Source organism: Enterococcus sp. FR204 (assembly GCF_031143325.1).
GTDB lineage: Bacteria > Bacillota > Bacilli > Lactobacillales > Enterococcaceae > Enterococcus_B > Enterococcus_B faecium.
Genome location: NZ_JAKZIW010000026.1, coordinates 1 through 13945 on the forward strand (window position 1 = coordinate 1; position 13945 = coordinate 13945).

At 39.0% G+C, this 13945-nt stretch carries 14 protein-coding genes; 8 read left to right on the forward strand and 6 right to left on the reverse strand.

Annotated elements, in window-relative coordinates:
- Window positions 1-226 precede the first annotated feature (226 nt).
- Window positions 227-895 carry a DUF421 domain-containing protein gene (locus tag RG571_RS07385; protein ID WP_002318354.1) on the forward strand — a complete coding sequence of 223 codons (669 nt, stop codon included), beginning with the start codon at window positions 227-229 and terminating at the stop codon, window positions 893-895.
- Window positions 896-1090: 195 nt separating this feature from the next.
- Here the strand turns inward: RG571_RS07385 and RG571_RS07390 are convergent, their stop codons facing one another.
- The 5 genes from RG571_RS07390 to RG571_RS07410 form a co-directional block, all read right to left on the reverse strand.
- Entirely contained in the window at window positions 1091-1477 is a 387-nt protein-coding gene (locus RG571_RS07390; protein ID WP_002339131.1) for a hypothetical protein, read from the reverse strand.
- Window positions 1449-2831 carry a Y-family DNA polymerase gene (locus RG571_RS07395; protein ID WP_002339130.1) on the reverse strand — a complete coding sequence of 461 codons (1383 nt, stop codon included), beginning with the start codon at window positions 2829-2831 and terminating at the stop codon, window positions 1449-1451. Before RG571_RS07395 ends, RG571_RS07390 begins: the two co-directional genes overlap by 29 nt.
- 155 nt (window positions 2832-2986) lie before the next feature.
- Window positions 2987-4174, reverse strand: a complete 1188-nt coding sequence (locus RG571_RS07400; protein ID WP_002286858.1) for a galactokinase — start codon at window positions 4172-4174, stop codon at window positions 2987-2989.
- A gap of 6 nt (window positions 4175-4180) precedes the next feature.
- Window positions 4181-5212 carry an aldose epimerase family protein gene (locus RG571_RS07405; RefSeq protein WP_002318350.1) on the reverse strand — a complete coding sequence of 344 codons (1032 nt, stop codon included), beginning with the start codon at window positions 5210-5212 and terminating at the stop codon, window positions 4181-4183.
- Between the two features lie 15 nt (window positions 5213-5227).
- On the reverse strand, window positions 5228-6682 hold the full coding sequence (locus tag RG571_RS07410) for a glycoside-pentoside-hexuronide (GPH):cation symporter (protein WP_002293689.1): 1455 nt from the start codon (window positions 6680-6682) through the stop codon (window positions 5228-5230).
- A gap of 174 nt (window positions 6683-6856) precedes the next feature.
- On the opposite strand from RG571_RS07410, the gene RG571_RS07415 reads away from it, so the two are divergent.
- From RG571_RS07415 to RG571_RS07430, 4 genes are all read left to right on the forward strand, one after another.
- A complete protein-coding gene (locus tag RG571_RS07415; RefSeq protein ID WP_002286852.1) occupies window positions 6857-7762 on the forward strand; it encodes an AraC family transcriptional regulator in 906 nt (301 codons plus the stop codon).
- Window positions 7763-7852: 90 nt separating this feature from the next.
- Window positions 7853-8530: an NAD(P)H-dependent oxidoreductase gene (locus RG571_RS07420; protein ID WP_002318349.1), complete on the forward strand. Its 678-nt coding sequence runs from the start codon at window positions 7853-7855 to the stop codon at window positions 8528-8530.
- The gene (locus RG571_RS07425; RefSeq protein ID WP_002286849.1) at window positions 8527-8697 is read left to right on the forward strand and encodes a hypothetical protein; all 171 of its coding nucleotides are present in this window, start codon (window positions 8527-8529) and stop codon (window positions 8695-8697) included. The genes RG571_RS07420 and RG571_RS07425 overlap by 4 nt, the downstream gene beginning before the upstream one ends.
- Before the next feature lie 113 nt (window positions 8698-8810).
- A complete protein-coding gene (locus RG571_RS07430; protein ID WP_002286848.1) occupies window positions 8811-9707 on the forward strand; it encodes a LysM peptidoglycan-binding domain-containing protein in 897 nt (298 codons plus the stop codon).
- Between the two features lie 54 nt (window positions 9708-9761).
- On the opposite strand, the gene RG571_RS07435 is transcribed toward RG571_RS07430, so the two are convergent.
- On the reverse strand, window positions 9762-11132 hold the full coding sequence (locus RG571_RS07435; protein ID WP_002318348.1) for an amino acid permease: 1371 nt from the start codon (window positions 11130-11132) through the stop codon (window positions 9762-9764).
- A gap of 237 nt (window positions 11133-11369) precedes the next feature.
- On the opposite strand from RG571_RS07435, the gene RG571_RS07440 reads away from it, so the two are divergent.
- Genes RG571_RS07440 through RG571_RS07450 form a run of 3 tightly spaced genes read left to right on the forward strand, consistent with a single transcriptional unit; the run spans window position 11370 to window position 13903 of the window.
- Window positions 11370-12116 (forward strand): metal ABC transporter ATP-binding protein, encoded by a 747-nt coding sequence (locus RG571_RS07440; protein WP_002318347.1) that lies wholly within the window; start codon window positions 11370-11372, stop codon window positions 12114-12116.
- A complete protein-coding gene (locus RG571_RS07445) occupies window positions 12113-12952 on the forward strand; it encodes a metal ABC transporter permease (protein ID WP_002286845.1) in 840 nt (279 codons plus the stop codon). Before RG571_RS07440 ends, RG571_RS07445 begins: the two co-directional genes overlap by 4 nt.
- Window positions 12953-13903, forward strand: coding sequence for a metal ABC transporter substrate-binding protein (locus RG571_RS07450; RefSeq protein ID WP_002286843.1), 951 nt, complete (start codon window positions 12953-12955; stop codon window positions 13901-13903). It begins immediately after the preceding gene.
- Window positions 13904-13945 lie beyond the last annotated feature (42 nt).

A 13945-nucleotide genomic window follows, 5' to 3' on the forward strand; every position in this document is an offset into this window, starting at 1 on the left:
TCGTCCAATTTCGTAAAACAACCGTAACGGTTGTGTAAAAATATCATTTTAGAGCATGAAAAAAAGGAGTGGATTTCTCCACTCCAAAAAAGTCTAACTTTTGGGGGTCACTACAGTGTCACAGTCCTTTTTTTAGTAAAAGGATACATTTCTTCCTTGTATATTCCATGCGTGTTCGTGAGAAAGCATATATAATTTAATTAACAGATAGTTAGGGGGAGAAAAAATGATTTTTTCAATTACAATGAAACTGGTATTCGGGTTGATCGGTTTATTATTAGTGGTACGTTTGCTTGGGAAGAAATCCATGTCAGAAATCACACCGTTTGATTTAGTCTATACGCTTGTTTTAGGTGGGATCTTAGAAGAATCAACCTATGATGACAATGTCCATGTAGGACATGTCCTATTTGCCATTGCGCTTTGGGCAGTAATGATTTATGGTATCGAACGTATCGTCCAAAAAAATGAAAAGGTCAATCGTTGGGTCAAAGGCGAGCCATCTGTTCTAATCAAAGACGGCGTCATCAACATGACAGAGTTGACAAATAACCATATCGAGATGGAGCAGTTGCGAGCAATCTTAAGACAGCAGGAATGCTTTTCTCTTGAAAATGCCAAACATGTTATCCTAGAGAATGCCGGTCAAATGAGTGTATTGAAAAAATCAGATGAAGACAAAGCTTTATCGATCCTGCTTGTAGATGAAGGGCAAATTCAGCATAAAGTGCTTCAGTCCAATCAATTGACTGAAGCATGGCTTACGGAGAACTTGAAGAAAGAAGGCTATGCAGATGTAAAACAGCTGATTTATGTTGAATGGTCAGAAGAAAAAGGGCTCTACATACTAAATAAAGAAGACGTCATGCATGAATCTTACCGAATAGATGGATAGACAGAGGTTGTGAAATCAGCGCCTTGGATTGTTACTCAAAACTAAGCGACTTTTTCACAACCTCTGATATCTAATATACGTTGTTCCAGAAGTTGCTTCTTCGAAAAATAAGCCAAAATTCCACAAAAATTTAAGAAACAATTTTCGAAAAATCCTTTCTTATTTTTTGAAGTTGATCACTTCTGTCACAACCTCTCATGTCACAAACCATTTTTTTGTTTCCTTTAACCCAATATACCGTACGTCTTCCCACAATATCGGCTGATGGTCAATCATAAAGTAATCTTCATAGGCTTCACCAATGAAGTGCCCTTCGACCTCATCCAAGAGTCTTCCAAATTCATCTTTTAAATTGAGCTGAATGATTACTGCTTTACGAGATAAAAAGGCTTCTGTCAGTATACTATCGATTTCTTGCAATGTCATTTGTTGTTTAGGAAGAGGCTGTTTGCGTGCTTCTTCTTCATTTTTTTTGATACCGTTGACTAGTTCTTCCATCGCAAAAGCAGTCCCCCATTTTAATCCAAATGGCCGATCTCGATACTCGTTATAGTCAATGAATTTTTTTGCTGTCCGTCTCATCTTTTCCACCTTCTAATCCACTCATACCACCTGCATGCCCGCCAACGAGAGAACTACGTGCGATGGCGCGTCCTCCTTGCAAGAGACTATGCGCATGGATGATTGATTGAAAGCCGTATTTTTTTCTAATCGTATCGACAACAAAATCAACTTTCGCTTCATTTATCTGCTTTTCAGGATCTTCAAAAAGGTTAAGCTGTAAACCTGTCGCGTATACGAGGTCGGAACAGTTCACGCCTACACGCCGAATATCCTGGTAGTGGTAATGCTGGTGGAAAATGGTCAATAAAGCATCTGCTAGATCTCTGCTAGCATTTGTCGCTTCGATTTTCATTTGCTGGTGAAACCCGGTCTTGCCATTTGGATCAAGATAGCCTAAAGAGTATCCTACCCATAAGCTGACTACTTGTGTTTTTGCTGCAGATCGTCTCAAGCGAGTGCCGACTTGGTCGGCCATTTCTTTGATAACGATCTCGATTTCTTCTCGTCTTGTATAATCTCTATCTAGGATTTGACTATTTCCGATACTTTTTGATTTTGGTGTATATTCTTGTCCCAAAAAACTTCGATCGATCCCCCAAGCATGGGCATAAAGCTGAGTACCGATGACCCCTAGCTTGCTTTTCAAGTGATAATAATCCGCGTGAGCTAAATCATAAACAGAATGTATACCCATTTGTTTCAGACGTTTTGCTGTTCGTTTGCCGATTCCCCAAAAGTCAGTGATATCTGAGATTTTCCATAACTTTTCTGGTACATCTTCATAACGCCATTCAGCAAACATTTGCTTTCCGTCTTTTGAGCCATTGTCTAAGGCTAGTTTAGCAAGTAGCGGGTTATCGCCAATTCCTATAGTCGTGTAGATTCCGGTCTGCTCAAACACATCTTTATGGATCAGTTTAGCCATGTCGTACGCATTTGTTTTACCAAAGAGTGCCATGCTATTTGTTACATCAAGGAAGCTTTCATCGACGGAATAGACATGATGGTTCGCTTCGTCTGCATATTTTTTATAGATAGAATTGATTTCTCTGTTCTTTTCAATATAATAGGCCATCCTTGGGGCAACAATATATAAATCACTTGGATAGGGGAAGGGAAGATCTCTGGCACGGCTGATATTGGTGATGCCGTAAGCTTTTTTTGCTGCAGGACTGGAAGCCAAGATTAATCCGCTACCCCGTGTTTCTGTCGAATCGGACGGATAGGACATGACTACTAATTTAGTTGTAAGGGGATCAAGATCCTTTTCAACGCACTCTACGGAGGCGTAAAAAGATTTGCAGTCAATACATAAAATATCTCTTGAAGGTTCTTTTTCATAAACAAATACCGGATTTTGATTCGCCCACATAACAATCACCTCTTCAATACAATTAGAACACATGTTCTCTTTCTGTGTCAATAAAAAACAGCAATTTTCGAATACGAGCAAAAGGCTCACATTTGAAAATTGCTGAGAGGTTATTTTTATCTATTTGTTTTTAGCTGAGATCATTGATTTTTTTATCAAACATGAACAGCTTCTGGATCGATCTTTGTTGTCCCATTTCCAATGTGTGCAACATAAAATTCCGGAGCATAGCCGACAACTTTCATGTATTCATCATAGACATTGTTTTTGAAGGCAGGTATATTTTCTTCTTTGACAAGAGCAATCGCACAGCCACCAAATCCAGCTCCTGTCATTCGTGCACCTAAGACACCTTCTTGTTTTTGAGCAGCATCTACTAGTGTATCTAATTCGATCCCAGTTACTTCATAATCATAGCGAAGAGAGTGGTGAGAATCATTTAACAGTTGACCAAATGCTTCTAAGTTCCCAGCTTCTAATTCAGCTTTTGCCTTCAAAGTCCGCTGATTTTCAGAAACGGCATGGCGAGCTCTGCGTATCAATGTATCATCGCCGATTTGGTCAATAGTTGATTCAAATTCTTCTTCATCTAAGTCTCCTAAAGAAGAGATAGGCAAAGTTTTTTGCAAACGTGCCAAGGCTTCTTCGCATTCGCTACGGCGTTCATTGTATTTTGAATCTGCCAATTCCCGTCGCTTATTCGTATTCATGATGACGATTGCATAACCATCTAGTTTCACTGGGACCATTTCGTATTTCAGCGTATTTGTATCTAATAAGATTGCATGATCTAGCTCACCGAAGCCGATGGCAAACTGATCCATGATACCTGAATTGACACCGATGAATTCATTTTCTACTTTTTTACCTGTTTGGACTAGTTCCAAGCGATCTGTTTTTAAATCAAACAGATCTTCTAATACAACACCTACTAATAATTCTAATGAAGCGCTACTGGAAAGTCCTGCACCATTAGGGATTGTTCCTTCCACTAACAACTCAAACCCATGATCGATTGAGTGTCCAGCTTCTTTTAATTTAAGGACCATTCCTTTTACGTAATTTGCCCAGTTTGCTTTTTTATCATATTCTAGCTCATCTAAAGTAAAACTAATGACACCAATATCGTCAAAGTTTGTGGAATAAACTAATATTTTATTATCGTCTCGAGGTGCTGCTACACCTTGCGTTCCATAAGTGATGGAAGCGGGGAAGACATGGCCTCCATTGTAATCTGTGTGTTCACCAATCAAATTGATGCGTCCTGGTGAGAAGTATTGTGTAGTTTTTTTAGGTCCGAATGTTTCGGCAAATTTTGTGTTTAAGCTTCTTTTGATTTCCATGATGAGTTATTCCTTTCCTGTTTTGATTTTGAATTCTGTCACTGTTTCAAATACTGATCCGGCTTTTAAATGAATCAAACCAAATGCTGAGAAGCGCTCTGCACCTGGAGCTGTTTGAGTCTCAAATGTGATGCCACCGTGATGTGCCAGTTTTCGGTTGCGCATTTCTGGTGTTTCTGTGCCGAAATTTGCAGTGAAAATAACCACACTAGAAGCATCTGTAGCAATATCTACTTGGATTCTTTTATCGGGGCTAGTCAAGCGAGCGGCTTCTTTATCCAAGCCGGTTTCTTTTAAGAAAAATGGATGATCGATTCCGTCAACAAGATTTTTTTGATCCAAATCACTAGCAAAAACGGACGCTAATTTTTTAGGTATTTGAAAATCGAAAGCACTTCCTGCAGCATTTTCTTTTACCCCTATAGGAATACTATCTGTTCGCAAAGGAGCATAAGCTTCGCTATTGAGCCAAAGCTCATGTTGATCGATTGATTGAGAAGCATCTCCCGTCAAGTTGAAGTAAACATGATTTGTCGGATTGAATAAAGTATCTTGGTCACTGGTGCCGCGAGAGGTTACTCGCCAGATATTATCTTGTGTCAAAGTATAGCGGATTTCCACATCCATTGTACCTGGAAAACCATGTTCTCCGTCGGGACTTGTAGTAGTAAAAATGACAGAAGCTTCATTTTCGCCATTCAAAATGACATAAGACCATTTTTTTAATTCAAATCCAGGAGCACCACCATGCAGATTATGTCCAGTTTTTGGATCTGTGGCTAATTGGTAAGTTTTTCCATTGAGAGAAAAGCGGCCATTTTCGATTCTCCCTGCGGTGCGACCGATAGAAGCACCGATATACGGATCTTTTTCGATATATTCTTCAGCGGTATCAAATCCCAAAACTAATTCTCGATCATTTGATTTTAAACTGACGATTCTAGCACCTAAATCAGAGATAGAAAGTGCTAGCTTGTTTTTGTTCTCCAAGGTTATCAAGTGATAACCTTGGCCAAAATCTTTTTCTGTAATCTTCATTTTCAAGATCCTTTCTTAATGGGAAGGAACTACTGCATCGTGAAGTTCATCTTCCATTGTATCAGCTGGAGCCAATTTGTTTTCCAATTCCTCAACGATTTGTGCATGTTTTTTCTCTGTCAATGTAATCTTCCAAGCAAAAATAATAGCGGAGAAAATCATCAAAGCAGCAGGAGCATAGAATGCATAAGCTTTGAAAGTCGTTACGCCATGAGCAGTGATATCAGCAGCAGTAGCATTACCAGTCATCCCAGAAGCGATAGCGACAAACCCTACGATCCCGTTAGACAAAGCACCAGCGATTTTATCTAGTAAAGGGCGAATTGATAGAGTAACAGCTTCGTTACGGATACCATTTTTCCATTGACCATATTCAACAGAGTCTGTGATCGTCATCAAAGCGGATAAGAAAATCAATTGTTGAGGGAAGTAGAACAATACTAGCCCGATGATAACGATTGGCAAACTTGAACCTGCGATCGTAAAGAAAAAGTAAGAAGAAATCATCATTGCGATCCCTCCAAGGTAAACGTAGCGACGAGAGATGACGCGTGTAAGCATTGGGAATAGTGGAACAGCTACTAAACCAAGTAAGGCAGCAACTAGACCAACGATCCAAAATTCAGTTGGTTGGCCAAGTACATATTTGAAGAAGTAGAATAATACGGCAGTTGTTGCTACATTGGCAATCGCATAAGCGATATAAGCAAGGGCAAGCCACATCAACTGATCATTTTGAGCAACTGCTTTGAACACATCTTTGATCCCAGCTTTTTCATTTTGCTGACGGATCGCAGTATCGACTTCTTTTGTGCCCAAGGCAGTGATAATCGCAGTACCGCCTGAAATCACAGCAGCAATCACACCGAACCAGAACCAGCCTGAAGCGCCTTCAATATGTTTATGAGTAACAAGATAGGTAAAGAAAGTAACGATAGGGACAACGACTAGAGTAGTACCATTTGCACCTAGAGAAGAGCCGAAACGAGCAAACGTAGCAAATTTTTCACGTTCCTTTGTTTCCGTACTCAAAGCTGGAATCATTGACCAAAAAGCGATATCCTTAAATGAATAAAAACTATCCAATAAGATGAAAACGATTGCAAATAATATGATAAATAAAGTCGTATTATGAGTAGCTAAGCCAAAGAAATTGGTAAAGATTGCTACCAAGAGTACGGAACTAACAACGCCGCCGATAACTAACCATGGTTTGAATTTACCGTATTTTGTACGAGTATTATCGATGATGCCACCAATCAAAGGATCAAAAATAATTTCAACTAAGCGGATACCTACAACTAAGCTTGTAACTGTAGCAATCATTTTTGCATTCGTTGCCTTATCTGTTCCTGCGAACATCTGGCTTGTCACGAATACCATAAAATAAGTGCTTAATGTAACATAGAATGTGTCGTGTCCAAAAGCGCCTAAAGCGTAGGACACACGTTGGATCATTTTGCTTTTCATAATCTGTATTCCTCTCCTGTTCAATATATAATACTAAGTAAACCGGTTACAACGAATAACAAAGATCTTTTAATGACTTAAACTTAACAAGAAATCGCTTCCTTTTTAATATATTTCTGTGACTTTTATTTAACTTTTTGTTGCATTATACTAAAGGAGTAAGGAGGGATAGACGTGGAGCAATCGATTTTTTTAAAAAAGGAACATCAACAAGTAGAAAAAGAATTGTATTTTGATTTTTGTGGTTTCTCTAAAACGATGCCGTTTCATTCTTTTGGTCCTGCTATTCGCAATGATTACATCCTGCATGTCGTGATGGAAGGCAAAGGATCTTATCATGTGAAAAATCAACAATTCCAATTGAAAAAAGGTGATCTGTTCTTGATTCGTCCAGGAGACTCGACGTTTTACTTATCAGATGGAGAAGATCCGTGGATGTATTGCTGGCTTTCATTTGGTGGGAGTGCTGCAGAAGAAATCATTCGGCAGTCGCTTTTCAGAGAAGACCAATACACGATGGTCTCTTCTGACATACAAAAATATATCGACATTATTTTAGAATGCATGAAAGATACGGAAGAAACCTTGGAAAATGAATTACAGTTAACAGCATTAACCTACCGTTTTTTATCAGTCCTTTTAAAAGATGGCGGAAAGGTCAGCGGTGGTGTACAAAAGGTTCATTCCTCTTTAGCTGTTGAGACAGTCAAATACATCGAGGCACATTATGCTGAAAAATTGTCTGTTGAGGAAATCGCCCAGCATTTAGCGGTCAATCGGAGCCATTTGTCGCGAGTATTCAAAAATCATATGGGTACCAGTATCAAGGAATATTTGATCGGGGTACGGATCAATCGAGGGGCGTTTCTTCTTTCTCTGACGGATGAATCCGTGGAAAGTATTGCCTATCAAGTAGGGTTCAATAGTCTAGTCGTATTTAGCCGAATGTTCAAAAAGAGTACCGGAGAAACGGCTACGAACTATCGTAAACGTATGAAAAACGAAAATTTTAAGAATATTGCTTTGGATACCTTGAAAAAACAGTTGGAAAAACAAACCGCAGTTTCTTGGACAACCTGATTAGTCTGGTTAAAATGATAAGCATCGGCAAAAGAAACTTGTGGCGGTTATGCTACACTGTAAAGCGAAGACTAAAAAGGAGGAAAAGGGATGCGTACACTTATCATCATTAGCCATCCAACGATCGAAGAATCTTTAAATCAGCAATTTTTCAAAGAAGCTTCTGCTGGTTTACCAGCTACTTGGCATCATTTGGAATCAAGTTATCCAGACGGAAAAATAGATATAGAGACTGAACTACAGCTCTTGGCCCAGCATGATCGGATCATTTTCCAGTTTCCGTTTTACTGGTATAGTTCTCCTGCTCATTTAAAAATTTGGCAAGATAATGTCTTGGAACGAGCAGCACATGTATTAAAAGGGAAAGAACTAGGAATCGTATTGACAACAGGTGTGGCGGAAAAAGAATACCAAGCTGGAGGAAAAGAAGAATATACGATTTCCGAATTTTTGAGGCCGTATCAGCGAATCGCAAATAAATTCCATATGACCTATCTTCCGCCATTCGTTTTAGCACAATTTATGTATTTATCCCAGGAAAAACATTGGGAGAAGCTAATTGCTTATCAGCAGTATCTCTCATTGGAAGGCAAACCATCGCTGACTCAGCGGATTGACTGGTTTATTCAAAGAGTACAGGAAAATCAGAAAATGCAGGAAGAAGAATCTGAAAAACAAGCATATATCGTAGAAGCACTGACTGAGGCAAAAGAGCAGATCGAAGACTTGACCTTTACACTGCAAGAAATGAAAGGAACTTCATTATGACAAATGATTGGCTGATCCAACAATTAGATGAATTAAGCGAAAAATCAGAATATCAAGACCGTGCGCTCTTATATGAAATAAAGAAACTGATGGCTGAGATAGACGAACGAACAATGCAGCTGCAAGGAGAAATCGACGGACAATCTTGGAATCATCTCAACTGGTGAAATTTTCTTATAAATAACAAAGATAAAAATGTGCACAGCGGCAATTATTTGCTACAATAAGAATATGAAGCGTTTGATAACGCTATTATACATAAAAATTGGTGGTGAAAAAAATGTATGATGAAAATGAGTGGGGAGAAAATGTTCGGATGACCCGAAGAAGACAGCAAAAACAGGCAGCTCGTAAGCGGATGATCATGATTGGGGCAGCAGTTGCCGTGTTTTTGATCATAGCAGGAGGAGTTGCGGGTCTATATTTTCATGGAAAAAATTCGTCAGAAGCGAAAAGTACGACCATAACGGAAACAACGACAAAGAAAACAGAGACGAAACAAACAAGTGAGTCATCAACTAAAACAAAAGAGACACAAACTTCTGAAGAAAAAACAGCAAATGGTTTGCCAGAGCAACTTCAAGCAATCGTAAATGATTATTCGAAAAAGATCGAAGAAAAGACGCCTGCATTGATTGAAGAATACCAGACAGAAATTCAGGGAAATCAAGAGGGCATAGCTGGTTTATCAGCAGTTGCTAACCAAAAAGCACGTGAGCTTCAAGCAATCTCCGACGAAGGGATCAGAAAATTACGTGCAGCGTATCAGGCAGCAGAAAATAAAGACGGTGTAGACTTAGATACTTTGATCAATCAATTATCGGCTAATTATACGAATCATGTAGCTAAGATTTCCGATATTTATTTGCAGACTAGCGCCTCTCTTCAAGCAGAGTCAACAAGCACACAAGACACAACATCTTCTGATTCTGAGACGGCAGAGTCGGTAGAAGCTTCTGAAATGCAAGCTCGAACAACACAAGACACAACAGATTCCTCTGAAACTAATACCAACAGCGCGACTTCACAGGCTGCGACAACCGTAGTTTTGGAAGGAGAAGGTCCAAATCAAATAGCCGAACGAACTGGCGTACCAGTAGAAACGATCTTGTCGCTGAATGGGATGAGCATGGAGAATTATTTCCTGACTCCCGGTGAGACGCTAAAATTGAATTGATAAAAGCAATAAAAAAGAACGAAGCTTCCACTAAGGTGAAGCTTCGTTCTTTTTTTATTTTCCGGTTCTTTTTTCGCGTACAAAGTAATGGATCGTCATGTAAAGCAAGAAAACGAGTCCAATAATCAATGAGATTCTCGTTTCAGGATTGATAAACATGAAAATCAATACGATAGCTAAAAAAGCAAGTGTCACATAATTCGTATAAGGAGATAGTGGCATTTTAAAAGGATGATCATGCATTTTATCTGCGTGCTTCTTTTTGAAGCGAATCTCGCTGATCAAAATCACTACCCAAGGAACCATACCAGGCAAAATACTTGAGCTGTATACGAAAACGAAAATATTTTCTGACTGGTTGATGAACATTGGTAGAAGATAATTTAAGATCAGACCAATTAAGATTCCACCTGAGATTGCTACGACAGGATAAAAAGGCGCGCCGTGACGAGAAAGTTTCAGAAATTTTTTAGACATCTTTCCATTCATGGCAAGTGTATAGACCATACGACTTGCGCTGAAAATCCCTGAATTGCAACCTGATAATGCCGCTGTAATCACGACAAAATTAATCAGTCCTGCAGCAAATGTAATGCCGACTTTAGAAAAAGTTTGTACAAAAGGTGAACCAATCTCACTCAATTGATTCCACGGATAGATACTCACAATGATAAAAATAGCACCAATATAAAAAATCAAGATTCGACCGATAGTGGACTGGACAGCTTCAATGATCGTCTTTTTAGGATTCTCTGCTTCACCAGCAGTCATTCCGATCAGTTCGATTCCTTGATAGGAAGCAACAACGATCGATAATGCAAAGAAAAATCCTTTGACGCCTCCAGTGAAGAATCCACCATTTTTCCAAAGATTTGAAATCCCTACTGCCTGACCATGATTACCAAATCCAAATAAGATTACCCCAAGACCTGCAATGATCATCAAAATGATCGTTATGACTTTGATGATCGAAAACCAAAATTCTAATTCGCCAAACGCCTTGACAGAAATAAGATTTGCCAACATAAGAAACAAGACGACAATGATCCCGGGAATAATTGCCGGCAAATCAGGCCACCAATAATTCATATAAGATCCTACAGCAATCACTTCACTTATTCCTACGACAATATATTGAAAAATATTACTCCAAGCGGTCAAGTAGCCAGCCACAGGATGGATGTACTCGCTCGCGTAATTTGCAAAAGAACCAGTCGAAGGATCAACGTAAAGCATTTCGCCTAAAGCACGCATAATCAAATACAAAAAGAATCCTGCAATCGCATAGGCTCCCATCACTGAGGGCCCTGTCCAGCGTATGGTTGAGGAGGCACCCATAAACAGACCGACACCGATCGTTCCACCTAGTGCGATCATTTGGATATGACGGGCACTAAGACTTCGAGTTAACTTTTCTTCTTCCATACAAAAACTCCTTTCGTTGTTGAGTCAACAAGAAAAAATAATCAAACGTTTCAACACATGTTTTTCATTATTAGGTTAGCCTTATTGAACTCTTGATGTGATTCTACAGAAAATTTTCATAAAATGCGAGGAAAATTCGAAAAAAACTTTTTCATCATTCTACTTGAAAATGCTTTCCATTTTAGTTAAACTATATTTAAATAAAAAGTTAGGTAAACCTAAAAAGGAGTGTAAGATTTGGAACGTACGGCCATTGTAATTCAAGAACTTTCAGCCGCTTATCAAGGGAAAACTGTTTTGAAAACTATCAACTTGACGATAAATCCACAAAAGATTACCGGTATTATCGGACCAAACGGTGCAGGAAAATCAACATTTATGAAATCTTTGCTAGAGTTGATACCAGCTACTACTGGTAAAGTCACCTTTTCTGGACAGCCGGTAAACTCAGTCCGTAAAAAAATAGCCTACGTGGAACAGCGAAGTGAATTGGATCTTTCCTTTCCAATTGATGTATTAGGCGTTGTACTTTTAGGAACATATCCATCTTTACGAATTGGACAAAGACCTGGGAAAAAAGAAAAAGAACGTGCAAGACAAGCTTTGAAAAAAGTAGGGATGGAAGAATATGCCAAAAGACAGATCAGCGAACTATCGGGTGGACAGCTTCAGAGAGTTTTTATTGCAAGAGCTCTAGCCCAAGGAGCAGAATGGATCTTTTTAGATGAACCATTCGTAGGGATTGATGCGTTAAGTGAACGAAAGATCTTTGACATCTTGCAGGAATTGAAGAATTCAGGAAAAACGATTTTGATCGTCCATCATGATCTTCATAAAGTAGAAGAATATTTCGATGAGGTTATTCTTTTAAATAAACAGCTGATCGCTTCCGGTCCAGTACAAGAAGTCTTTACATCGAAGAACCTTCAATTGGCCTATGGTGAGATCATCAGACATTTAGTAAAAGGAGGAGAGAAAAAATGATCCAATCCTTTATTGATGGATTAATGAATTATCAATTCCTGCAATACGCTTTGGTCACTTCCATGCTTGTAGGACTTGCTTCTGGAGTCATCGGTTCTTTTATTATTTTACGAGGGATGTCTTTGATGGGAGACGCTATCTCTCACGCAGTTCTTCCAGGTGTAGCCATTTCTTATATGTTTGGTTTTAGTTACATCTTTGGAGCCACTGCTTTTGGGATGCTAACAGCAGCAGTGATTGGTTTCGTGACTCAGCGGAGCCGATTGAAAAATGATACAGCGATTGGAATTGTCTTTAGCTCCTTTTTTGCATTAGGGATTATCTTGATTTCATATGCCCAGAGTGCGACAGATTTGTATCATATTTTATTTGGGAATGTCTTAGCTGTTAGGGAAAGCGATTTGTTGCTGACAGCACTCGTTAGTGGAATCGTCTTGATATTTGTCTTTTTCTTTTATAAAGAATTGAAGATCACATCGTTCGATCCGACAATGGCAAAAGCTTATGGGCTGAACACATCGCTGATCCATTATCTTTTGATGTTCTTTTTGACATTAGTGGCTGTAGTCAGTTTACAGACAGTAGGAACAATCTTGGTGATTGCCATGTTGATCACACCAGCCGCCACGGCTTACTTGCTAACGAACCATTTACTGAAAATGATCATTACAGCTGCAGGAATCGGTATGCTAAGTGCAGTTGTTGGTGTGTTTTTCAGTTATAGTTACAATTGGCCATCAGGAGCTACGATCGTGTTAGCATGTACCGCATTTTTTATCCTTGCTTTTTTATTTTCTCCAACAAAAGGAATTTTATTTCAGAAAGGAAGCAGATAGATGAAAACAAAAAAATCACTCTTTTTAATCTTGGCAGTTAGTTTCTTGGTATTAGCCGGTTGCGGAAAGCAGGCTTCTGACCAAGCGGATGAAGGAAGTAAAGAAAAGTTGTCAGTCGTGGCTACCAATTCGATCTTGGCGGACATGGCAAAAGAGGTCGGAACAGATCAAATAGATATCCACAGTATCGTACCAGTCGGAACAGATCCGCATGAATATGAAGTACTACCAGAAGACATCAAAAAGGCAAGCGATGCGGATGTTATTTTATACAACGGTTTGAATCTTGAAACAGGTAACAGCTGGTTCGATAACTTGATGGAAACGGCTAAAAAAGAAGAAGGAAAAGATTATTTTGCAGTTAGCAAAAATGTAGAACCTCTTTATTTAACTAGCGGTGAAGAACATACAAAAGCAGATCCCCATGCTTGGCTAGACCTATCTAACGGAATAAAATATGTGGAGGAAATCGCACGTATATTCTCTGAAAAAGATGCAGAAAATGCGACACTCTATAAAAAAAATGCAGAAGCATATGTGGAAAAACTAAAAGAATTAGATACACAAGCGAAGGAAAGTTTTGCTTCTATCGAAGAGAACAAAAAATTATTAGTAACAAGTGAAGGAGCATTCAAATATTTTTCAAGGGCTTATGATTTGCCAGCAGCTTATATATGGGAGATCAATACAGAAAGTCAAGGTACGCCTGATCAAATGAAAGCGATCATTGATCAGATAAGAGCAAAAGAAGTACCGGTTTTATTCGTGGAAACCAGTGTAGACTCAAGAAGCATGGAACGGGTAGCAAAAGAAACGGGTTTGAAAATCTATGATAAACTGTTCACTGATTCCATAGCAAAAGAAGGAGAACAAGGAGATTCTTACTATCAGATGATGAAATGGAATATTGAAACGATCCATGAAGGTTTGTCACAAACAAAAGAAAGCTGAAAAGTGCAAGGTCTAGCTTGAGGAGCAGACCTTGCATTTTTT